The sequence below is a fragment of the Streptosporangium longisporum genome (genome assembly GCF_039534895.1).
Classification (GTDB): domain Bacteria; phylum Actinomycetota; class Actinomycetes; order Streptosporangiales; family Streptosporangiaceae; genus Streptosporangium; species Streptosporangium longisporum.
Genome location: NZ_BAAAWD010000019.1, coordinates 416,602 through 441,455 on the forward strand (window position 1 = coordinate 416,602; position 24,854 = coordinate 441,455).

5 protein-coding genes are annotated in these 24,854 nt (G+C 74.7%); all 5 read right to left on the reverse strand.

What is annotated here, in order from left to right:
• Positions 1-269 precede the first annotated feature (269 nt).
• The 5 genes from ABD832_RS33775 to ABD832_RS33795 all read right to left on the reverse strand — a co-directional run bounded on the left by ABD832_RS33775 (position 270) and on the right by ABD832_RS33795 (position 24,772).
• Entirely contained in the window at positions 270-5,969 is a 5,700-nt protein-coding gene (locus tag ABD832_RS33775) for a type I polyketide synthase (protein ID WP_344903764.1), read from the reverse strand.
• Between the two features lie 84 nt (positions 5,970-6,053).
• Positions 6,054-12,833 (reverse strand): SDR family NAD(P)-dependent oxidoreductase, encoded by a 6,780-nt coding sequence (locus ABD832_RS33780; RefSeq protein ID WP_344903767.1) that lies wholly within the window; start codon positions 12,831-12,833, stop codon positions 6,054-6,056.
• A gap of 45 nt (positions 12,834-12,878) precedes the next feature.
• Positions 12,879-19,475: an SDR family NAD(P)-dependent oxidoreductase gene (locus tag ABD832_RS33785; protein WP_344903770.1), complete on the reverse strand. Its 6,597-nt coding sequence runs from the start codon at positions 19,473-19,475 to the stop codon at positions 12,879-12,881.
• A 217-nt stretch (positions 19,476-19,692) separates the two neighbouring features.
• Positions 19,693-20,991, reverse strand: a complete 1,299-nt coding sequence (locus ABD832_RS33790; protein WP_344903773.1) for an activator-dependent family glycosyltransferase — start codon at positions 20,989-20,991, stop codon at positions 19,693-19,695.
• Between the two features lie 421 nt (positions 20,992-21,412).
• Positions 21,413-24,772: an ATP-binding cassette domain-containing protein gene (locus tag ABD832_RS33795; protein ID WP_344903776.1), complete on the reverse strand. Its 3,360-nt coding sequence runs from the start codon at positions 24,770-24,772 to the stop codon at positions 21,413-21,415.
• Positions 24,773-24,854 lie beyond the last annotated feature (82 nt).

Sequence of the window (24,854 nt, forward strand, 5' to 3'; positions counted from 1 at the left end):
GGTGATCGAGACAGACGCCGCCGGGCCTCCCGTGGGAGGCCCGGCGGCTTTTGTTTTCTCAAGGTGACCCGGATCGCCCGGACGGCCCGCGGGTCCCGGTGATCCGGACCGTTCGGGCGACGTGCGGGTCCCGGACGGCTCGGGCGCCCCGGGCCCCGGCGACGCGGGCGGCCCGGGCGGCGTGCGGATCTTGCGGCGTGCGGATCCTGGTGATCCGGATCACCCGGGCTCCCCGGACCCGGGGGTCGGGGAGCCCGGGTGGTCCCGGGTCAGCGTCCTTCCGGCAGGGACTCCAGCCAGCCCTCGATGGCGCGGGCCATCGAGGGGGCCCGGTCCTCCAGCATCGTGAAGTGGTCGCCCTCGACCTCGCGGGCGACGTGCTCGGTGTGCCAGGAGGCGCGCCAGTCCGGGGTGGCCGTCGGCACGCCGTCGGGGCCGGGCAGCGGGGTGTCCGGGCGCAGGAACAGGATGGGCGCCCGCACCTGCCCCAGCGTGCAGTCCCGGAACAGCTTGTAGTAGCGGCCCATCGCCCCGAGGCGGGCGCTGGTGAACGGGCCGAACGAGGCCTCCCGGTCGAACATGCCCTGGACCATCTGCGTCCCGAGGTCGTCGATGACCTTGTCGTCCGGCAGGAAGGTGTCGAGCAGGACCAGGCCCGCGGGCCGGACGCCGAGGCTCTCCAGGTGGGTGACGGCGGCGTGCGCGAAGATGCCTCCCGCGCAGTAGCCCAGGACGACGAACGGCTCGTCGCCCGCGGCCCGCCGTACGGACTCGGCCCAGACGCGCACCGCGGCGTCGACGGTGCCCGGCAGGCTCTCCTCGCGGGCGAAGCCGAGCACCGGGAGCGCGTACAGGTCCCGTACGCCGCGGAAGTTCGCCGCCAGGCGGGCGAACTGGGTCGCCCCGCCCAGCGCCATCGGGGTGCTGAAGCAGAACAGGGCGGGCCCGCCGGGGCCGGAGGCCAGCTTCACCGGCGGCGGGATCTCCCCAAGCTCCTCGGGCGAGGAGAACGAGGGGCGCAGGTCGGCCATGGCCCGCAGCAGGGCCATGCCCTCGTGCATCCTGCCGGACAGGGCGGCCTCGTGCAGCAGGGCGCTCGGGGTGTCCGAGGGGTCGGCCCCGGTGCGCGAGGACCGGTCGCCGGTGCCCTCCAGGCGGCCGGCCAGCTCGCCCAGCAGGTGCTTGGCCAGGTCGGAGGGGTTGGGGTAGTCGAAGACCACGGTCGCGGGCATCCGCAGGCCGGTGGCCTTGATGAGGCCGTTGCGCAGCTCCATCGAGGTCAGCGAGTCGAACCCGGCCTCCAGGAAGTTCTGGTCGGGGTCGACCGCCTCGGGGCCCGGGTGGCCGAGCACCCGGGCGGCGTGGGCCCGCACCACCTCGCGCAGCGCGTCCAGCCGCTCCTGTTCGGCCAGGCCGGCCAGCCGCTCCGCGAGCGGCGACCCGCCGTCCTCCTGCTCGGCGGCACCGTCGCCGCCACCGTCCAGGACGGCCTCGACCTCGGGCAGGGCACGCAGCAGCGGGCGGGACCGGGCCAGGGTGTAGGCCGGGGCGAACCGGGTCCAGTCGATGTCGGCCACCACCAGGTGGGACTCGTCGTGGTCGAACGCCTGGCCGAGCGCGGCCGTGGCCGCGGACGGCGCCATGGCGCGCACGCCGAGGCGGCGCAGCCGGGCGCCGATGGAGGCGTCCACCATGCCGCCGCCGTCCCAGGCGCCCCAGGCCACGCAGGTGGCGGCCAGGCCGCGCGCGCGGCGCCGGGCGGCCAGCGCGTCGAGGAAGGCGTTGGCCGCGGCGTAGGCGGCCTGGCCTCCCTGTCCCCACACGGCCGCTCCGGAGGAGAACAGCGCGAACAGCTCCAGCGGGTGGTCGCCCAGCAGCTCGTCCAGGTTCCGGGCGCCCGCGACCTTGGCCCGTCCGACCTCGGCGAACTCCTCGACGGTGGTGCCGGCCAGCGTCACGTCGTCGTGGACGACACCGGCCGCGTGGACGACCGCGCGCAGGGGCAGCCCGTCGGGCAGCGCGTCCAGCAGGCGCCGCAGCTCCTCGCGGTCGGCGACGTCGCACGCGGCGATGGTGACCCGGACGCCCAGCGCCTCCAGCTCGGCCTCCAGCTCGGCCGCTCCCGGGGCGGTACGGCCCCGGCGGCCGGTCAGCACGAGATGCTCCGCGCCCCGCCCGGCCAGCCAGCGCGCCACGTGCGCGCCGACCCCGCCGGTGCCGCCGGTGACGAGCGCCGTCCCGCTCAGGCGCCGGCCCCCGGATTCCCTGGACTCCCCGGGCCCCCCGGGCCCCCCGGGCTCCCCGGGTGCCTCGGATGCCTCGGACGTCCCGGCCTCGCCGGTACGCGGGGCGGGCACCGCGGGGGCGGCGGAGGGGGTCTCGCCGAGCGGGGCCCGTACCAGGCGGCGGGCCAGGATGCCGTCCTGCCGGACCGCGAGCTGTTCCTCGCCGCCCAGCCCGGCCAGCACCCCGCACAGCCGTGCCAGGGCCCGCTCGTCCGGGACCGGGGGCAGGTCGACCAGGCCGCCCCAGGTGTCGGGGTGGTCCAGCGCCAGCACGGTGCCGATACCCCAGACCTCGGCCTGGAACGGCGCCGCGTCCCCTCCGGCGGAGAAGCCGGTGGTGCCGGTGTGCACCGCCCCGCAGGTGACCGCCCACAGCGGGGCGGTGACGCCGGCGTCGGCCAGTGCCTGGACCAGCGTGACGGTCGCCGCCGTACCCCGCGAGAGCGCCGGGTGCAGCGGGTGCGGGCGCTCGTCCAGGGCCAGCAGGCTGAGCACTCCCGCCGGCGGGTCGTCGGGGAGGCGGTCGCGCAGGGCGGCGGTGAGCGCGGCCCGGTCGTGCCCGGCCACCTCGACGATCACCACCCGGGCGCCGTGCCGGGTCAGGCCGGCCACGACCGCGTCGGCCGCCGCCACCTGGCCGTCCGCGGGCAGGGCGACCAGCCACGAGCCGGTCAGCTCGGTGCTCACCGGCTCACCGACCGGCCGCCAGACCACCCGGTAGCGCCAGGAGTCGACCGTGGCCCGCTCGCGCCTGCTCCGCCGCCAGGAGACCAGCGCGGGCAGCACCTCGGCCAGCGCCGCGGGGTCCACCCCCCGGCCGGCGGCCAGGCTCGCCACGTCGCCGCGCTCGACCGCCTCCCAGAAGGCGGTGTCCACCGGGTCGGTGCCCGGGGTCGCGGGCGGCGGCGCGGACCTCAGCCAGTAGCGGCTCCGCTGGAACGGGTAGGTCGGCAGGTCCACCGGCCGCGCGCCCGGGTACAGGGCGGTCCAGTTCACGCCGACGCCCCGCACGTGCAGCTCGGCGGCGGAGGTCAGCATCCTGAGCGGCCCGCCGTCGTCGCGGCGCAGGGTGCCGGTGACCACGGCGTCGAGGCCGAGGGCGTCGAGGGTCTCCTGCAGGCCCATGGTGAGCACCGGGTGCGGGCTGCTCTCGACGAACACCCCGTACCCCTGCCTGGCGAGCGCGCGGACGGCGGCGTCGAAGCCGACGGTGCGGCGCAGGTTGGTGTACCAGTACCCGGCGTCCAGGGTGGAGGTGTCGATCCACTCGCCGGTCACCGTGGAGATCATCGGCACCTCGCTCCGCCGCGGCCGGATCGGGCCGAGATCGCGCAGCAGGCGCTCGCGCAGCTCCTCGACCTGCGCCGAGTGCGAGGCGTAGTCCACCGGGATCCTTCTGGCCCGTACGCCGTCCGCGGTCAGCTCGGCGGTCAGGTCGTCGAGGGCGTCCGGGGCGCCGGAGACCACGACCGAGCGGGCGCCGTTGATCGCGGCGACGGAGATCCGGTCGCGCCAGGACTCCAGCCGCGCCGACAGCTCCTGCTCGGACAGCCCGACGGAGAGCATGCCGCCGCGCCCGGCGAGGACGTCGCCGATGGCGCGGCTGCGCAGGGCGGCGACGCGGGCGCCGTCGTCGAGGGAGAGCGCACCGGCGACCGTGGCGGCGGCGATCTCGCCCTGGGAGTGGCCGATCACGGCGTCGGGACGGACCCCGTGGCCCTCCCACAGCCGCGACAGCGACACCATGACCGCCCACAGCACCGGCTGGACCACGTCCACCCGCTCCAGCGAGGGGGCGCCGGGATCGCCGCGCAGCACCGCCGACAGCGACCAGTCCGTGAACGGCGCCAGGGCGCGCTCGCAGTCGGCGACGTGCGCGGCGAAGGCGGGAGAGGACTCCAGCAGCCCGGTCGCCATCCCGGCCCACTGGGAACCCTGGCCGGGGAAGACGAACACGGTCTTGCCCGGGGAGGACGACGCCGTCCCGGTGACCGCTCCGGCGGCCTCCTGTCCGCCGGCCAGCGCGCGCAGCCCGGACAGCAACTCCTCGCGGTCGCGTCCCACCACCACGGCACGGTGCCCGAAGGCGGCGCGGGAGGCCAGCGAGAGGCCGATGTCGCCGGGCGCCTGCCCGGGGTGGCGCCCGGCGTGCTCGTCCAGCAGGCCGAGCTGAGCGCGGAGCGCGGGCGCGCTCTTGGCCGACAGCACCCACGCCGCGGCGGCGCCGTCCGACAGGAGCGCGTGCCCGCCCCGCTCCCCGGCGGGCGGTTCGCCGGGCGAGGTGTCGCCGGGCGCGTCGCCGGGGGCCTGCTCGATGATCACGTGGGCGTTGGTGCCGCTGACGCCGAAGGAGGAGACACCGGCCCGGCGCGGCCGGTCGGCGTCGGGCCAGGCGACGGGTTCGGCCAGCAGCCGGACGTTGCCGGCCGACCAGTCCACGTGGGAGGAGGGCTCGGACACGTGCAGGGTCCTGGGCAGCAGCCCGGCGCGCAGCGCCATCAGCATCTTGATGACGCCGGCGACCCCGGCCGCGGCCTGGGTGTGGCCGATGTTGGACTTGATCGACCCCAGCCAGAGCGGCCGGTCGTCGGGCCGGTCCTGGCCGTAGACGGCCAGCAGGGCCTGGGCCTCGATCGGGTCGCCCAGGGTGGTGCCGGTGCCGTGCGCCTCGACGGCGTCCACGTCGAACGAGGCCAGGCCCGAGTTGGCCAGCGCGCGGCGGATGACGCGCTGCTGGGACACGCCGTTGGGCGCGGACAGGCCGTTGCTGGCGCCGTCCTGGTTGACCGCGGAGCCGCGGACGACGCCGAGGATCGGGTGGCCGTTGCGGCGCGCGTCGGAGAGCCTCTCCAGCAGCAGCATGCCGGCCCCCTCTCCCCAGCCGGTGCCGTCGGCGTCCTCGGAGAACGCCTTGCACCGGCCGTCGGGCGCCAGGCCGCGCTGGCGGCTGAACTCGACGAAGGTCTCGGGCGTGGCCATCACGGTCACCCCGCCGGCCAGCGCGAGCGTGCTCTCCCCGCGCCGCAGCGACTCGCACGCCCAGTGCAGCGCCACCAGCGAGGACGAGCACGCGGTGTCGACGGTGACCGCGGGCCCCTTGAGGCCGAACACGTACGCCACCCGGCCGGAGATCACCGCGGTGGAGCTGCCGGTCAGCAGGTGCCCCTCGACCCCCTCGGGCAGCGACTCCAGGCCGGTGCCGTACCCGCTGGAGAAGGCGCCGACGAACACCCCGGTCTGGCTGCCCTTCAGCGAGGTCAGGTCGATGCCGGCCCGCTCGAACGCCTCCCAGGACACCTCCAGCAGCAGCCGCTGCTGCGGGTCGGTGGCCAGCGCCTCCCGGGGGGAGATGCCGAAGGAGGCCGCGTCGAAGTCCCCGGCGTCGTAGAGGAACCCGCCCTCGCGGGTGTAGCTGGTGCCCGGCCGGGACAGGTCCGGGTCGTAGAGACCCTCCAGGTCCCAGCCCCGGTCGTCGGGGAACGCCGAGACGCCGTCCCGGCCCTCCGCGACGAGCCGCCACAGGTCCTCGGGGTCGCGTACGCCTCCGGGGAAGCGGCAGCCCGCGGCGATGACCGCGATCGGCTCGTGGTCCCTGGCCTCCGCCTCGCGCAGCCGCTGCTGGGCCTGCTGGAGATCGGCGGTCACCCGCCGGAGATAGCCGAGGAGTTTCTGCTCGTCCGCCACGTCACGTCACCTTCTTCCCCACATGTCGCGCGGCCCCTCGGGCACGCACGGAAAGATCGTTCTTCACCGGAGAGCACGGTGGGCTCACAGGCCCTTGTCGATCAGCGCGAACAGCTCGTCGGCGCTCGCCGACCCGACGTCCTCGCCCGCGGGCACGTCGTCCGCCTCCCGCTCGGGCCGGTCGCCGCGCCACCGGGTCAGCAGTCCCTGCAACCGGGTGGCGATGGTGAACCGGGTCTCCTCGTCGGGCGTGAGCTCGCCGAGCACCCGGTCCAGCCGGTCGAGCTCCCGCATGACCTGCGTGTCGGTGGGCGCCTCGTCGGGCGCCAGCTCCGCGCGCAGGTACGCGGCCAGGGCGGCCGGGTTGGCGTAGTCGAACACCAGGGTGGCCGGCAGCCGCCTGCCGGTCGCGGCGTTCAGCCGGTTGCGCAGCTCGACCGAGGTGAGCGAGTCGAAGCCCATGTCGTCGAAGGCGCGGTCGGCCTCCACCTGGCCGGCGGAGGAGTGGCCGAGCACGGCGGCGACCTCGGCCCGTACCAGGTCGAGCAGGGCACGGTCGCGGTCGGCGGCGGGCAGCGCGGCCAGCGTGGCCCGCAGGTCCGCGGCGGAGCGCCCGCCCCCGGCCGCCGTCGCGGTACGGCGGGCCGGAGCGCGCACCACGCCCCGCAGGATCGGCGGCAGCCGGTCGCCCTTGGCGGCCAGCGCCTTGGTGTCCAGGTGGATCGGCACCAGCACGGGCTCGGACCGGCCGGTGGCCGCGTCGAGCAGGGCGAGCCCCTCTCGCGCGTCCAGCGGCACGACGCCCTCGCGGGCCATCCGGGCCAGGTCGGCGTCGGTGAGGGTGCCGAGCATGCCGCCCTCCTGCGACCAGGGTCCCCAGGCCAGCGAGAGCGCGGGCAGTCCCTGGGCGCGGCGCGCGTCGGCGAGCGCGTCCAGGAAGGCGTTGGCCGCCGCGTAGTTGCCCTGGCCGGTGCTGCCGAACGTGCCGGCCACCGAGGAGAACAGCACGAAGGCCGACAGGTCCAGCTCGCGGGTCAGCTCGTGCAGGTTCAGCGCGGCGTCCGCCTTGGGACGCAGCACCCGGTCCACCCGGTCCGGGGTCAGGGAGGTGATCGCGCCGTCGTCCAGCACCCCGGCCGCGTGCAGCACGGCGGTGAGCGGGCGGTCGACGGGCACCTTGGCGATCAGGTCGGCCAGGGCGGCCCGGTCGGCCGCGTCACAGGCGACGATCTCCACGTCCGCGCCCAGCCCGGTCAGCTCGGCCCGCAGCCGCTCCGCGCCCTCGGCGGCGGGGCCGCTGCGGCCGGCCAGCAGCAGGTTGCGGACGCCGTGCACGGTCACCAGGTGGCGGGCGACGAGCGCGCCCAGGCCGCCGGTCCCGCCGGTCACCAGCACGGTGCCGTCCGGGTCGAGCGCGACCGGCAGGGTCAGCGCGACCTTGCCGACGTGCCTGGCCTGCGACAGGAAGCGGAACGCCTCGGGGGCGCGGCGGATGTCCCAGCCGGCGACCGGCAGCGGCCGGATCGCCCCCCGCTCGAACAGTGCGACCAGGTCGCGCAGCATCTGCCCGATGCGGTCGTACCCTGCCTCGACGAGGTCGAAGTCGCGGTAGCGGACGCCGTGGTGCGCGGCGGCCACCTCCTCGGGGACGCGCACGTCGGTCTTGCCCATCTCCACGAACCGGCCGCCGCGCGGCAGCATCCGCAGCGAGGCGTCGACGAAGTCGCCCGCCAGCGAGTTGAGCACGACGTCGACGCCGTCACCGCCGGTCGAGGAGAGGAACCCGCCCTCGAAGTCCAGGGTGCGCGAGGAGGAGATGTGCTCCTCGTCCAGTCCCATGGACCGCAGGACGTGCCACTTGCCCGGCCCGGCGGTGCCGTAGACCTCGGCGCCGAAGTGCCTGGCGAGTTGTACGGCGGCCATGCCGACGCCGCCCGCCGCGGCGTGGACCAGCACCTTCTCTCCCGCCTTCAGCCCGGCCAGGTCCACCAGCGCGTAGTACGCGGTCAGGAAGGCGACCGGGGTCGAGGCGGCCTGGGCGAAGGTCCAGCCCTCGGGGACGGAGACCAGCTGGCGGTGGTCGGTGACGGCCAGCGGGCCGAACGCCCCGCCGTCGAACATGCCCATCACCCGGTCGCCCGGGGCGAACGCGGTGACGCCCGGCCCGACCTCCACGACGCGGCCCGCGCCCTCCAGGCCCATCGCGCCCGCCTCGCCCGGGTACATGCCGAGCGCGTTGAGCACGTCACGGAAGTTCACCCCGGCGGCGCGGAGCGCGACGCGGACCTGCCCCGGCCGCAGCGGGGCCACGGCCTCGGGGGCGTCCAGGAAGGTGAGGTTCTCCAGGGTGCCCTTGTCCAGGCTGTCCATCCGCCAGGAGGACGCTCCCGGGGGCGGGGTGAGGACGGGGCCGGTCGCGCGGACCAGCCGGGCCGCGAGCACGCCCCTGCCTTCCCGTCCCTCGCGCAGCGCGACCTGCGGCTCGCCGGTGGCGAGCGCGGCCGGGAGCCGCGCGGCCGAGGCGGAGTGGCCGTCGAGGTCGGCCAGGACGAAGCGGTCGGGGCTCTCCGCCTGCGCGGAGCGGACCAGGCCCCACACGGCCGCGCCCGCGAGGTCGCGGACGGTGTCGCCGGAACCGGTGGAGACGGCGCCGCCGGTGACGAAGAGCAGCTTCGACTCGCCGAGGCGGTCGTCGGCCGTCCACGCCTGCACCAGGTCCAGGGCCCGGTTCACGGCCGAGCGGACGGCCGGCGCCGTGCCCCCGGCCCCGGCGAGGGTGCCTTCCGTGCCGGGGACGGCGACGGGGCCGGTAGCGACGATGGAGCCTGCGAGCGTGCCGTTGTCGAGGACGTCGTCGCCGGACGGCCAGGTGGCGCCCGCGGTCACGACCACGACCTCGGGGACGGGCGCGCCCGCGTCGAGGGCCGCCAGCAGCGCCGCCGGGTCGTCGTAGGACGCCGTGGAGACCCCGGCCGCGCGCAGTGCCGCGCCGGTGCCGGAGGCGTCGCCGCCGAGCAGCGCCCACTCCCGGGCCTCGGCGCCGGACCCGGCCTCGACCGGCGTCCACTCCACCCGGTACAGCGAACGCTCCGCCCCGGGGCGGGAGCCGCCCGCCAGGTCCGCGGTGTCGATCCGGCGCAGCACCAGTGAGCCGATCGACACCACCGGCCTTCCCGCCCGGTCGGCCGCCTCCAGGTGCAGGGAGTCGCCGCCGGTCGGGACCACCCGGACCCTCAGGTCGGACGCTCCCGCGGCGTGCAGGTTCACCTGCGACCAGGTGAACGGCAGTGCGGCGTGCTCGGCCGAGGCCCCGCTGAGGGCGAGGGCGTGCAGCGCGGCGTCCAGCAGGGCGGGGTGGATGCCGAAGCGCGCGGCGTCGGCGCCGACGCCCTCGGGCAGCGCGATCTCGGCGAACACCTCGTCGCCGTGCGTCCAGGCGGCCTTCAGCCCCTGGAAGACGGGGCCGTAGTGCAGGCCCATGCCGGCGAGCCGGTCGTAGAGCCCGTCCACCGGCACCGGTTCGGCGCCGGGCGGCGGCCACTGGGCCAGGTCGAAGTCACCGGGCTCGGCGGACGGCGTCAGCAGGCCGGTGGCGTGCCGGGTCCAGGGCTCGTCGTCGGGGACGTCCTCCGGGCGCCCGTAGACGGTGATCGTCCGGGCGCCGGACTCGTCCGGGGCCCCCACCACGACCTGCACCTGGACGCCGCCCCGGTCCGGCAGGACGAGCGGGGCCTCCAGGGTGAGCTCCTCGATGCCCGCGCAGCCGACCTGGTCACCGGCGCGGACGGCCAGCTCGACCAGCCCGGTGCCGGGGAACAGCACGGTCTCGCCCACCGTGTGGTCGGCGAGCCAGGGACGCGTCCGGGCCGAGAGCCGGGCGGTGAACAGGTGCCCGCCGGAGTCGGGGAGCTCGACCGCGGCGCCGAGGAGGGGGTGGTCGGGGGTGCCGAGGCCGACGGACTCGGGGTCACCGGCGCTGGGGACGTGCAGCCAGTAGTGGCGGTGCTGGAAGGCGTAGGTGGGCAGGTCCACCGTGTGCGGCCTGACCACGGAGCCGGTCCCGGTCCCGGTCGCGGCGGTGGCGGCGTCGGTGAAGAAGGTCTCCCAGTCCACCGTCACCCCGCGGGTGTGCAGGGTGGCCAGGGCGGTGACCAGCTCGGCCGGCTCGTCGCGGTCGCGCCGCAGCACCGGCACGAACACCGCGTCGTCCCCACCGGCAGGGCCGAGGCCGACGCCGTCGAGGCCGTTCCCGGTGCCGTCGGACGACGCGGTCGAGGGAGTGAGAGGGGTCTGGAGGCATTCCTGTCCCATCGCCGACAGCACCGCGTCCGGACCCACCTCCACGAACGTGCTCACCCCGGCCTCGCGCAGCGTCGCCACCCCGTCGGCGAACCGCACCGCCTGACGCACATGACGCACCCAGTACTCAGGCGAGAGCATCTCCTCCCCCGTCACCCGGCCGGTCAGGTTCGACACCACCGGAACGGTCGGAGGCTGGAAGGTGATGCCGTCCAGGACGCGGCGGAAGTCCTGCAGCATCGGCTCCATCAACGGCGAGTGGAACGCGTGACTGACCCGCAGCCGCTTGCGCCGCACCCCCCGCTCCACCAGAGCCGACACCACCTGCTCCACCACCGACTCCACCCCCGACACCACCACCGACGACGGGCCGTTCACCGCCGCGACGCCCACCGACGCCCCGTCGGGGTCGATCTGCTCCAGCACCTGCTGCACCTGCTGCAGCGAAGCACCCAAAGCGACCATCGACCCGCCTGCGGGCAGCGCCTGCATCAACCGGCCCCGGCCCGCCACCAGCACACACCCATCCCGCAACGACACCACCCCCGCAACATGAGCGGCGACCACCTCACCGATGGAATGACCCATCACGTAATCAGCCACAACCCCCCACCGCGAAAGCAGCCGATACAACGCCACCTCCACCGCGAACAACGCCGCCTGGGTGTACATCGTCTGATCCACCAACCCCGCCACCGCCGAATCCGCCTCGGCGAACAAAACCTCCTCCAAAGGCCGCTCCAGCAACCCCGCAAACCCCGCACACACCCCCCGCAACTCCTCCTCAAAACCCGCAACCGCCGCGCACAACCCCAGCGCCATCCCCGCACGCTGACTGCCCTGACCCGAGAACACCAGCGCAACACCACCCTCGGCCACCCGGCCACGCACCACCCCGGCCCCCACACCGCCCGAGGCCAGCACCGACAACCCCGCCACCACCCCCGCACGATCGGCACCCACCACCACACCACGATGATCGAACCCCGCCCGCGTCGCCACCAGCGAGTACCCCACATCCACCAGACCGCCGACGCCGGTACCTCCGTCGGCGACGAACTCCGCCAGCCGGCCGGCCTGGGCCCGTACCCCTTCCTCGCCACGGCCCGAGACCACGACCGGCACCGGAAGGCCGGGGGGCGGTTCGACGGCCGGGACGTCGGAGGCGACCTCGACGTCGGCGGGGGCCTGCTCGACGATGACGTGCGCGTTGGTGCCGCTGATGCCGAAGCCGGAGATGCCGATGCGGCGCGGGTGGTCGTTCTGCGGCAGCTCGACCGGCTCGGTCAGCAGCGAGACCGCGCCGGCCGACCAGTCCACGTGCGAGGTGGGGGCGTCCACGTGCAGCGTCCTGGGCAGTACGCCGTGCCGGAGGGCCATGACCACCTTGATGACGCTCGCCACGCCGGCGGCGGCCTGGGTGTGGCCGATGTTGGACTTCACCGACCCGAGCCAGAGCGGCCGGTCGGCGGGCCGGTCCTGGCCGTAGACGGCCAGCAGCGCCTGGGCCTCGATCGGGTCGCCCAGCATGGTGCCCGTCCCGTGCGCCTCGACGGCGTCGACGTCGGCGGGGACCAGCTCGGAGTTGACCAGGGCCTGGCGGATGACGCGCTGCTGGGAGGGGCCGTTGGGCGCGGACAGGCCGTTGCTGGCGCCGTCCTGGTTGACCGCGCCGCCCCGCACCACCGCGAGCACCGGGTGGCCGTTGCGGCGGGCGTCCGAGAGCCGCTCCAGCAGCACCAGGCCGATGCCCTCGGAGAAGGCGGTGCCGTCCGCGGCCTCGGCGAAGGCCTTGCAGCGACTGTCGGGGGCCAGGCCCCGCTGGCGGCTGAACTCCACGAAGATCTCGGGGGTGAAGATGATGGTGACGCCGCCGGCGATGGCCATGGCGCACTCGTCCCTGCGCAGGGACTCGCAGGCCATCTGCAGGGTCACCAGGGAGGACGAGCAGGCCGTGTCGGTGGTGATCGCGGGCCCTTCGAGGCCGAGCGTGTAGGAGATCCGGCCCGACATGACGGCGGTGGAGGTGCCCGTCAGCAGGTGGCCCTCGACACCGGCGGGGAAGGTGCCCTGTCCCACGCCGTACCCGCTGGAGGCGGCGCCGACGAACACGCCCGTCCGGCTGCCCTTCATCGTGGCCGGGTCGATCCCGGCGCGCTCCAGCAGTTCCCAGGAGGTCTCCAGCAGCAGCCGCTGCTGCGGGTCGGACGCCAGCGCCTCGCGGGGGCTCATCCCGAAGAAGTCCGCGTCGAACCCGCCGGCGTCCTGGACGAAACCGCCCTCGCGGGCGTAGGTGGTGCCGGACGTCTCCGGGTCGGGGTCGTAGAGCCGGTCCAGGTCCCAGCCGCGGTCCTCGGGGAAGCCGGACATGGCGTCCCTGCCCTCGTCGACCAGCCGCCAGAGCTGCTCGGGGCTGTTCACCCCGCCGGGGAGGCGGCAGCTCATGGCCACGATCGCGATGGGTTCACGCTGCCTGGCCTCGGTGTCGCGCAGGCGGCGGCGGGCGTGCTGCAGGTCTGCGGTGGCGCGCTTGAGGTAGTCACGCAACTTGTCGTCATTCGCCATGGGACGTCAACCAGCCTCGGTGCAGTAGGGATTCGTCAGGGGGGTTCAGGAGGTGCCGAGTTCCTCGTCGAGGACCGCGAAGAGCTCGTCGTCCGTGACCGACTCGAAGTCCTGCTCCGGCTCGGTCTCCACCGGGCCGCCGTGCGTGTCGTCCCACTTGCGGACCAGCGCCCGCAGCCGGGCGGTGATCGTGGCATGGTCCGCGGTGTCCGCCGCGTACAGGGCGCTCTCCAGCCGGTCCACCTCGGCGAGCAGTGCCGCGGAGGGGTCGGCGGTTGCGGGGGCGATCTCGTCCCTGATGTGGCCGGCGAGCACGGTCGGGTTGGGGTGGTCGAAGACGAGCGTGGTGGGCAGCCGCAGCCCGGTGGCGGCGTTGAGCCGGTTGCGCAGCTCGACGGCGGTGAGCGAGTCGAAGCCCAGCTCCTTGAACGCCCGTTCCGGCTCCACCGCGTCCAGGCTCGCGTGCCCGAGCACCCCGGCCGCCTCGGCGCAGACGAGGCGTACCAGGAAGGTCAGCTGCTCGTCCGCGGTCAGGCTCGCGAGCCGGTCCTCCAGCGCGGACGCGGTGGGGGCGGCGCCCGCGGCGCCGGCGGCCCGCACGACCCGGCGGGCCGGGGAGTGGACGAGGCCGCGCAGCAGCGCCGGCGGGGTGCCGGTGCGCATCGCCGCCAGGTCGAGGTGGATGGGCACCAGCAGTGCCTCGTCCACCGTGCGGGCGGCGTCGAACAGTGCCAGTCCCTCCTCGGACGTCAGGCCGACCAGTCCGGAGCGGGCCATCCGCTCGACCTCGGCGTCGCCGAGGTGGCCGGTCATGTCGCTGCGCTGGTTCCAGAAGCCCCAGGCCAGCGAGACGGCGGGCAGGCCGCCGGCCCTGCGGTGCGCGGCCAGCGCGTCCAGGAACGCGTTGGCCGCGGCGTATCCGGCCTGGCCGGATCCGTCCAGCACCGCGGCGGCCGAGGAGAACAGCACGAACGCCGACAGGTCCATGTCCTTGGTCAGCTCGTGCAGGTTCCAGGCCGCGTCCACCTTGGGACGCAGCACCGCACCCACCCGCTCGGCCGTCAGCGTCTCGACGATCCCGTCGTCCAGCACACCCGCGGTGTGCACCACCCCGGCCAGCGGACGATAGGCCGGGATCGACGCCAGCAGGTGCGCCAGCGCCTGCCGGTCGGCCACGTCACAGGCCTCCACCCGCACCCGCGCACCGGCCTCGGCCAGCTCCCGCTCCAGCTCCGCCATCCCGGTCGCCGCACGGCCACGACGGCTGGTCAGCACCAGGTCCTGAACGCCGTGCACCCGCACCAGGTGCCGCGCCACCAAAGCGCCCAGCGTTCCCGCGCCGGTCACCAGCACCGTGCCACCGGGGCCGAACGTCTGCGGCATCCGCAACACGACCTTGCCCACATGCCGGGCCTGCGACAGGAACCGGAACGCCTCCGGCGCCCGGCGCACGTCCCACGAACGCACCGGCAACGGCCGCAACACCCCACGGCCGAACAGCTCCAGCACCTCCGCCAGCATGCCGTGGATGTGGTCGGGGCCGGAGTCGATGAGGTCGAAGGCCGCGTACTCGACGCCGGGGTAGGTGTTCGCGATCTCGGCGGCGTCGCGGATGTCGGTCTTGCCCATCTCGACGAACCGGCCGCCGCGGGGCAGCAGCCGCAGGGAGGCGTCCACGAACTCGCGCGCCAGCGAGTTCAGCACCACGTCCACCCCGCGCCCGCCACTGGCCTCGGCGAAGTAGCCCTCGAAGTCCAGGTCCCGCGAGGAGGCGATCCGCTCGTCCGGAACTCCCAGCGAGCGCAGCACCTCCCACTTGGCGGGCGACGCGGTCGCGTACACCTCCGCGCCGAAGTGGTGCGCGAGCTGGATCGCGGCCATGCCCACACCACCGGCACCGGCGTGCACCAGCACCGACTCCCCCGCTTCCAAGCGCGCCACGTACCTGAGGCCGTGGTAGGCCGTCAGGAACACGCCGGGCACGGAGGCGGCCTGCTCGAAGGTCCAGCCCTCGGGCATCGGGGCCAGCAGCCGCCGGTCGGTCACCCCGACCGGGCCGAACGCCCCGTCCAGCAGACCCGTCACCCGGTCACCGGGTGCCAGGTCGTCCACCTCGGAGCCGACCTCCAGCACCACGCCGGACGCCTCGCCTCCCATGGGCACGTCGCGTTCGGGGACCATGCCGAGCGCCACGACGACGTCGCGGAAGTTCATCCCGGCGGCGCGGACGGAGACCCGCACCTCCCGCGGGCCCAGCTCCCGGCCCGTGTCGGGGGCGGCGACCAGTGTCAGGTCCGACAGGCTGCCCTTGACCGGCGCGTCCAGCCGCCAGTGCGCCGTCCCCGCGGGCGGCACCAGACCACCGCCACCGGTGGCCGCCCGCGCCAGGCGGGGCACCCACAGGGCTCCCTCCCGTACGGCGAGCTGGGGCTCGTCCGGAACGGTGGCGGCCTCCAGGACGGTGCCGGGCACGGCCCGGTCGTCCAGGTCGACCAGCACGACGCGGCCGGGGTTCTCCGACTGGGCGGCGCGGAGCAGGCCCAGCGCGGCGGCACCGGCCAGGTCGGTGACGTCCTGGCCGTTCACGGCCGCGGCGCCGCGGGTGACCACGACGAGGCGCGCCGAGGCGAACCGCCCGTCGGCCAGCCACTCCTGGACCAGCTCCAGCGCCCGGCACGTCGCCGTCCGGACCGCGTCCGGGGTCGCGTCACCCCCGGCGTTCCCGGTGTTCTGAGTGTTCCCGGTGTCCTGGGCTGCGGGCCCGTCCGGGGATCCGGCGAGGGAGGTGAACACCAGCTCCGGGACCTCGCCCGCCGCGGCCAGCCCCGCGAGCTCCGCGTGCTCCGTCACGTCCGCGGCCGCGCCGCGCAGCGCAGCGGCCAGGCCGAGCGTATCGGTGCCGAGCACCGCGTACCGGCGTCCCGCCGGGATCTCGACGGGCGGCAGTGCCGTCCAGTCCACCCGGAACAGCAGGTCGCGGTGGGCGTCCGGGAGGGCGAGCAGGCCGTCCGGCGGGAGGGGGCGGGAGATCAGGGAGCCGATCGTGGCCACCGGAGCACCCACCGAATCCGCCACCTGCAACGACACCGCACCCACACCCTCCGACCACAACCGCACCCGCACCGACGACGCACCCGACGCATGCACACACACCCCCGACCACACGAACGGCAAACTCACCCCCTCACCCACACCCCCCTCCAACAACCCCTCCACATGCAACGCCGCATCCAACAACGCCGGATGCACCCCAAACCCCCCCACCGCAACACCATCAGCCAACGCCACCTCCGCGAACACCTCACCCCCACGCCGCCACGCCGCCCGCACCCCCCGAAACGCCGGCCCATACCCATACCCCGCAGCCGCCAACTCCTCATACAACCCCTCCACCGACACCGCCACCGCCCCAGTAGGCGGCCACTGCACCAAATCGAACCCCCCGTCCACAGCGGCGGCACTCACGAACCCCGACGCGTGACGACGCCATTCCTGAACGCCCAGCGAACCTTCCGGGCACGAGTACACCGCCACCGCACGACGACCCGACCCATCAGCCACCCCCACCGACACCTGCACCCGCACCCCAGCCGAACCCTCCACCACCAAAGGAGCCTCCAACGTCAACTCCTCCACCACCCCACACCCCACCTCATCACCCGCACGCACCACCACATCCACCAACGCCGTCCCCGGCACCACCACCCGGCCACCCACCACATGATCGGCCAACCACCCATGCGACCCCAGCGACAACCGCCCCGAGAACAACACCCCCTGCGAATCGGCCACCACCACCACCGCACCCAGCAACGGATGATCCACCGAACTCAGACCGGCGGACGTCAGGTCGACGCTGTCGGTCGCGTCGAGCCAGTAGCGCTCGCGCTGGAAGGCGTAGGTGGGCAGCTTGACCCTTCGCGGGCCGTGGGGGGCGAACAGCGGCGTCCAGTCCACCGGCGCCCCGTGCACGTACGCCTCGGCCAGCGAGGTGACGAACCGGTCCATGCCGCCTTCGCCGCGGCGCAGCGACCCGATCGCGACCGCGTCGGCGCCCATGGCCTCCATGGTCTCCTGGACGCCCATGGCCAGCACCGGGTGCGGGCCGACCTCGATGAACACCCGGTGGCCCTGTCCGAGCAGGGTGCGGACGGCCTCGTCGAAGCGCACCTGCCTGCGGAGGTTGGTGTACCAGTAGCCGGCGTCCAGCCCGGCGGTGTCGATCGGCTCGCCGGTCACCGTGGAGCAGAACGGCACCTCCACCGACCGGGGGACGATCCCGGCCAGGTCGGCGGTGATCCGCTCCTGGAGCGGCTCCACGTACGCCGAGTGCGAGGGGTAGTCGACCGGGATCTTCCTGGCGCGGACGTCGTCGGCGAGGAGGCTTTCGAGCAGTTCGTCCAGGGCGGCCGTCTCTCCGGAGAGCACCGTCGAGCCCGGGCCGTTCACCGCGGCCACCGACACGCGGTCACCCCAGGGGGCGAGCCGCTCGCGCATCCGGTCCTGCGGGAGGGAGACGGCCATCATCCCGCCGCGGCCGGACAGCTGCTCGCCGATGGCGACGCTGCGGAGCGCGACGACCTTGGCGGCGTCCTCCAGTGACAGGGCACCCGCCACGCAGGCGGCGGCGACCTCGCCCTGCGAGTGCCCGACCACGGCGTCGGGCTCCACGCCGTACGAGCGCCACAGCTCCGCCAGCGAGACCATGACGGCCCACAGGGCGGGCTGGACCACGTCCACCCGGTCCAGCGGCGGCGCGCCGGGCTCGCCGCGCAGCACCTCCGCCAGCTTCCAGTCGACGACGTGGGAGAGGGCGTCGGCGCACTCGGTGAGCCGGGCGGCGAACACCGGCGAGGTCTCCATCAGCTCGACGGCCATTCCCGCCCAGGTGGCACCCTGCCCGGAGAAGACGAACACCACCCCGGGGGCGGGGTAGGCGGTGCCGCGGACGACGTTCGGCGCGGTGGTGCCCTCGGCGGCGGCGCGCACGCCGGCCAGCAGTTCCTCGCGGCCGGTGCCGACGACCACGGCGCGGTGCGGGAAGGCGGCCCGGGAGACGACCGAGGAGTGGCCGACGTCGACCGGGGAGAGGGTGGTGTCCGCGTCCAGGTGGGCCGCGAGGCGTTCCGCCTGGGCCCGCAGCGCGTCCGCGCCCCTGCCGGAGATCACCCAGGGCACGACCGGGGCGGGCGGCACCGGGAGTGCGGCCTCCCCGGGTTCACCGGGCTCGCCGGCCGGGGCGGCGGGCTCCGGCTCGGGGGCCTGCTCCAGGATGACGTGGGCGTTGGTGCCGCTGACGCCGAAGGAGGACACCGCGGCCCGGCGCGGGGCGCCGCCGGTCTCCCAGGGCTCGCTCTCGGTCAGCAGGGTGACGTCACCGGCCGACCAGTCGACGTGCGGGGACGGCTCGTCCACGTGCAGGGTCCTGGGCAGCACGCCGTGCCGCATCGCCAGCACCATCTTGATGACGCCGGCGACCCCGGCGGCGCCCTGGGTGTGCCCGATGTTCGACTTGATCGAGCCCAGCCGGAGCGGGCTGCCCTCGGGACGTTCCCGCCCGTACGTGGCCAGCAGCGCCTGCGCCTCGATCGGGTCGCCCAGCGCGGTGCCGGTGCCGTGCGCCTCGACGGCGTCGACCTGGGCGGCCGACAGGCGCGCGTTGTCCAGCGCCTGGCGGATGACCCGCTGCTGCGCCGGGCCGTTCGGCGCCGTCAGGCCGCTGCTCGCGCCGTCCTGGTTGATCGCCGAGCCGCGGACGACCGCGAGCACCGGGTGTCCCAGGCGGACGGCGTCCGAGAGGCGTTCCAGCAGGAGCATGCCCGCTCCCTCGCCCCAGCCGGTCCCGTCGGCTGCGGCGGCGAACGCCTTGCAGCGGCCGTCGGGCGACAGGCCGCGCTGGCGGCTGAACTCCACGAAGGTGCTGGGCGTGGACATGACCGTGACCCCGCCGGCCAGGGCCATGGAGCACTCGCCCTGGCGCAGCGCCTGGACGCCCAGGTGCAGCGCGACCAGGGACGACGAGCAGGCGGTGTCGACCGAGACAGCCGGGCCCTCCAGGCCCAGGACGTAGGCCACCCGGCCGGAGGCGACGCTGCCGTCGCTGCCGTTGCCGATGTAGCCGCCCAGGTCCTCGGGGACGACGCGGATCCGGGAGCCGTAGTCGTGGTAGATCACCCCGGTGTACACGCCGACGGAGGTGCCGCGCGCGGACGTGGGGTCGATCCCGGCGTCCTCGAACGCCTCCCAGGCGGTCTCCAGCAGCAGCCGCTGCTGCGGGTCCATCGCCACGGCCTCGCGCGGGTTGATGCCGAAGAAGGCGGGGTCGAACTCGGCGGCGTCGTACAGGAAGCCGCCCGAGCGGGTGTAGCTCTTGCCGGGGCTGTCGGGGTCGGGGTCGTAGAGGTTCTCGACGTCCCAGCCCCGGTTCTCCGGGAACGACGAGACGGCGTCGGCGCCCTCGGCCAGCAGCCGCCACAGTGCCTCGGGCGTGTCGGCGCCGCCGGGGAAGCGGCAGCTCATCCCGACGATCGCGATCGGTTCGGTCTGCCTGTTCTCGGCCTCCCGCAACCTCTGACGGGTCTCCCGCAGGTCCGCGGTCGCCTTGCGCAGATAGTCGAGAATCTTGCCGTCGTTCTCCACCACGTCACCCCTGTCGGACCGTGAGAGGGCCTCGCCCGGCCGACGGTGCGTACCGGGTCGAGGCATGAGGGAAAGGGCGCTCGCATCGCGGGGCGACCCGTGTTCGGCGTTCCGCGCCGGTCGGCGCGGAGGGTTCCGTGCTGATCGGCACGGAGGGTTCCGGCCGGTCGGCGCGGAGGGTCGGCCGGCGCGGATCCGGCCGGTCGGTACGGAGAAGGGGTCAGCCGGTCGGCGTCCGCTCGCCGGAGCGCGCCCGGTGCAGGGCGACGACCTCCTCCAGGTCGCGCACGAGGTCGTGCGGGGTGGGGGTGGTCTCCGCCAGCCGCCTGATCCTGGCGGCGTTCTCCGTGAAGGACGGTTCGCCGAGCAGCCGCAGCAGGCCCTCCCGCAGGGTCGCGGCCGAGAGGTCCTCGGGCTGGATGACGAGGCCGGCGCCCTCCGCGGCCACCTGCCGGGCCATGCCCCCCTCGTCGTAGAGCTTCGCGGGGACGACGAGCTGCGGCACCCCGTGCGCGATCGAGGTCCCGAACGTCCCGGTGCCGCCGTGGTGGACGATGACCGAGCATCCGGGCAGCAGCGAGTTGAGCGGGACGTAGTCGACGACCCTGATGTTGTCGGGCACCTTGACGTCGGGGTCGAGCTGGGCGGCGTTGAGGGTCGCGACCACCTCGACGTCGAGGTCGGCCACGGCCTCGAACAGGTCGGTGGCGCGGATGCTGCCGTTGCCGCCCCAGACCTCGCGGCCGGACACGCCCAGGGTGAAGCAGACGCGGGGGCGTGCGGGGCCGGCCGTCTTCAGCCAGTCGGGGATGACGGCGGGGCCGTTGTAGGGGATGAACCGGACGGGCAGGTAGTCGTGCTCGACCGGGAAGCGCGTCCAGACCGGCATGGAGTCGACGGTGGCCTGCCCGAGGACGGCCTCCTCGTCGTAGCCGCAGCCGTACCTGGCCAGCTTCGCGGCGACCCAGTCGGCCACCGGGTCCTCGTCGGCCGCTCCGGGCCGTTCCGCGCGCAGCCGGAGGAAGAGCGAGCGCATCCGGCCCCAGTGGTCGCGGCCGAAGGTGGACCGGACGTGCGCGGCGCCGCAGGCGCGGGCCGCGACCATGCCGGGGAAGGTGATGGAGTCCCAGACCACCAGGTCCGGCCGCCACTCGCGGCAGAAGCCGACCAGGTCGTCGTACATCGAGTCGTCGGTGATGAGGTCCAGCGCGAGGGGCGAGGCGAACGCGGCCATGCAGTCGCGGACGTACTCGTAGGTGAGCACCTCGGGCCGTTCCTCGGCGATGTCGTAGCCGGAGCCGAAGATCTGCTGGTCCGCGGGGATGCTCGCGAGCCGCTCGGCGATGTTGGAGGGGTCGCCCACCGGCAGCGCGGTCAGGCCGGTCCTGGTGACGTCGTCGACGATGTCCGGCTGCGTGGCGACGATCACCTCGTGACCCGCGGCCTTGAGGGCCCACGCGATCGGGACCACCAGGAACAGGTGGGCGGCCGCGGCGTGCATGGTGAACAGGACACGCATGAAGACTTCCTCCGAATGACTAGATCGCACGACCGGTCGGCCCGCGCGCCATGAGGCCGGGGCACTCGCCTTCGTACGTCAGGGCGGCGTACCACACCGGCGAGGTCCGGAACGGTTCTGGGATCCGGCCGGAGGATCCGGGCCGGCGATCTTCCGGTCACCGTTCTCCACGCTGGATCAATTAGCACGCTACATAGACCCGTACCGGGAAACCGACCCCTAGCGCACCCCTCAGCCTCCCCTGTGGGAGAGCGCGGTCCCGGCCCCGTCCGGCGCGGGGTCACCTGCCGCACGAGCAGGTCAGAAGGGGGTGGCGGGGTGGGTCGCGGGCACCGGCGGGGACGGGCGCGCGCGAAGACCCGGGGACCCGGGCCGGGCAGCGGCAGGGGTCCCCGGGCAGGGGTGGGACGGGCGTCCCGGCCTACGGGTCGGAGGGCCGGACGGTCGTCACGGGGCGGCCGCGGGTCGCGGCCCACGCGGGCGGCAGCGCACCCATCAGCGCCGACAGGCCCGCGGCGCAGACCACGATGACGTACAGGTAGACCGGCCCCGACGGGAGCGGGGAACCGCTGATCGCGATGGTGAAGAGCAGCAGGACCGGGACGAACACCACGGTGCCCAGCACCACGCCGATGACGGCGACCAGGACGCCCTCGATGCCCATCATCCGCAATACCTGGCCCCGGCTGGAGCCGATCAGCCGTTGCAGCCCGAACTCCCTGCCGCGCCGCGCCGCGCCCGCCGCCTGGATGCTGATCACCGAGATCACCACGAAGGCGAGCATCGTGCCGATGAACAGGTAGTTCACCCAGGCCCGCGTCCGCTGCCGCTCGGTGTGCACGACGGACAGCACGCTCGCGTCGGACACCCGCATGCCGGGGATCGTGCCGCCCATCTCGGCCAGCGCGGCTCTGACCGCGGGGACGGCGCCGGGCGTGGCCGCGCGCACCAGGATCTGGGGCGGCAGGCCGGCCGTGGTGTGCGGGGCCAGCAGGGAGGCGGGCATCAGGATCGTCTCGTCCCCCGGCCTGGCCGACAGCAGCGCGACCACCCGCAGGTCCACCGCGTGCCCGTCGCCCAGCCGCATCGTGACGGTGTCCCCGAGGTCGCGGCCCAGTTGCAGGGCGTGCCCCTCGGCTAGTGCGACGGAGTTGCCGCGCAGGTCGGCGAGCGAGCCCGCGACGAGCCGGAACGCGGTCACCGACTCGGCCGCCTCGGCGGTGATGCCCTGGACGGGCCAGCCGTCGTCGTTCTGCCAGACGTCGTAGGGGCGTTCCAGGAACGCGGTGCCGGTCACGAACTCCGAGGCGCCCGCGACGCCCGGGACGGACCGGACCCGGTCCAGCACCCCGGAGGCCAGTCCCCCAGTGCCCGCGGTCAGCACGACGTCGGCGCGCAGCTGCTCGACGTAGACGCGCTCGGCCGCGTCCGCGGGACTGGTCTGCAGGTAGACGTTGGACAGGGCGATCCCGGTGACGAGCATGATGGGCGTGGCCGCGGCGGCCACCCGGACCGTCCGCGCCCGCGCGTTGAGGATCGCCAGGTGGCCGATCTGGCCGAACAGGGCGCGTACCGGCTGGCGGAGCGCGTCGGTCATCGCCCGCGTCGTCAGGGGGGCGACCAGGGCCATCCCCACCGACAGGGCGAGCACCGTGAGGGTGGCCGTGCCCGCCGCGGGCGGGCGGGGCGCCACCACCACCGAGACCGCGAGCGCGGCGCCGCCGCCCAGGCAGGCGACCGTGATCGCCGACCGTACGGGGCCGAGCGGGCGGCCCCGGAGCGCCGCGCCGGCGGGCCTGCCGACGGCCGGGACCAGTGACGCCCGCCTGGCCGGGAAGAACGCGGCCGCGGCCGCGGCGAGCAGGCAGACCACCACCGAGGTCAGCACCGGGGCCCAGCCCTGCTGGAACGGCATCACCTCCGGCACCACCCCGTCGGCCACCAGCAGCCGGAAGAGGCGGTGGCCGAGGTAGGGCCCCAGCAGGCTGCCCGGTACGACGGCGACCGCGGAGACCGTCATCGCCTCGGCCAGCACCATGCGCCGGATCCGTGCCCGGGACGTGCCCATCCCCCGCAGCAGCGCCATCTCCCGCCCGCGGTTCTCGACCGACATGCCGAGCGTGCTCGCCACGGCGAGCAGCGCGACCATGAACGTGATCCCCGCGGTCACCCCGGAGATGACGACGAGGTTCTCGGCGCCGTCCCTGCCGCCGGGGAACTCGGCCAGGCCGCGCCGGTCGCCGGTCAGCGTCACCGCGGCGTGCCCGCGCAGGGTGTCCTGGATCCTGGCGCGCAGTGCCGCGGCGTCGGTCCCGGGGTCGGGCAGGACGGCGGCCGCGTCGACCGTGCCCGGGTGCCCGGCCAGGTGCCGGGCGTCCGGGGAGGAGAAGAAGAGCGCGGCCCCGGTGATCTCGCGGCCGCCCGCGGGGGCGGCGACGCCGGTCACCCGGTAGACGCGGGTGACGCCGGCGACCGCGATCCGGACGCTGTCACCGGCCCGCAGTCCCGAGCGCCCGGCCGTCGCGGAGTCGAGCACCACGTCACCGGGACCGGCCGGTGCCGCACCCTGCCGGAGCCGGTAGGGCGCCAGGACGGCGGAGCTCCAGTCGTGCCCGGTGGCCGCGGGCCGGTCCCCGAGCAGGACGGTGGCCGGGAACGACAGGTCGCCGATCACCCGTTCCACGCCCGGGAGCGCGCGCACGGTGTCGAGCAGGGCGGCGCCGAGCCGCACCCGTTCGGTCAGGCGCGTCCACTCGGTGTCCTCGTCCCGGGGGTCGGCCTTGGGCATGGCGTAGGACGGATCGCCGACGATCACGATCGGCGCCCCGGCCAGGCGCTGGGGAGGCAGGACCTCGCGCACGCCGGTCTCCATCAGCGCCCCGGCGGCCGAGATCATGACCGCGCCGAGGAACATCGCGGTGAAGACGGCGGCGAAGACGTCCTTGCGGAACTGGAGTGTGCGCAGAGCCAGCCTCCACATCAGCCCGCGACCCCCCCTCTCCGGCCCGGGGGGCCTGTCCCAGACGCCGAGGTGGGTCATCCGCTGGATCACCGCCCGGTCGACGGGGAAGTTCAGCTCGTCGACGATGCGGCCGGCGGACAGGAAGGCGACCCGGTCGGCGTAGGAGGCGACCAGCGGGTCGTGGCTGGCCATGACGACCGTCTGCCCGGTCTCGCGCACCGTCTCCTGGAGCAGGCCGAGGACCTCGTCGGTGTCACGGGCGTCCAGCGCGCCGGTCGGCTCGTCGGCGAAGATCACCGCGTGGCGGGTGACGAGCGCGCGGGCGATGGCGACCCGCTGGCGCTGCCCCGGGGACAGCTCGAACGGCCGGTGGCGCATGTGCTCGGCCAGGCCGACCCTGCGGATCACGTCGACCAGGAGGGAGGGATCGGCGCTCCGGCCCGCCAGCGTGAGCGGCAGGGTGACGTTCTCCTCCACGTCGAGGGCGGGCAGCAGGTTGAACGTCTGGAAGATGAAGCCGACCCGGTCGCGGTGCAGCCTGGTCAGCGCCGTCTCGTCGAGCCCGTTCAGCTCCTCCCCGTCGAGGGTCACCGTCCCGGAGGTGGGGCGGTCGAGCCCGGCCGCGCACTGCAGCAGCGTGCTCTTGCCCGACCCGGACGGTCCGATGATGGCGGTCACGCTGCCGCGCGGGCAGCCGATCGTCACACCCCCCAGGGCGAGGACGGAGTCCGTCCCGCTCCGGTAGGACTTCCGCACCGATTCGAGGCGGACGATCTCGTCTGTCCGGTCGCTCTGCTCGCTGATCCCTTCGGTCTCCATAGGACGAAAGTTAATCAGTGGACGGTAACCGACACATCGGTCTGAGGGGCCATTACCTTCATCCCTGGGGCGGGGCGTGGTG

Coding starts and splice junctions, on each gene's coding strand:
- ABD832_RS33790 (WP_344903773.1), bottom strand. CDS start 20,991: ATGCGTGTCCTGTTCACCATGCACGCCGCGGCCGCCCACCTGTTCCTG.
- ABD832_RS33795 (WP_344903776.1), bottom strand. CDS start 24,772: ATGGAGACCGAAGGGATCAGCGAGCAGAGCGACCGGACAGACGAGATC.
- ABD832_RS33780 (WP_344903767.1), bottom strand. CDS start 12,833: ATGGCGAATGACGACAAGTTGCGTGACTACCTCAAGCGCGCCACCGCA.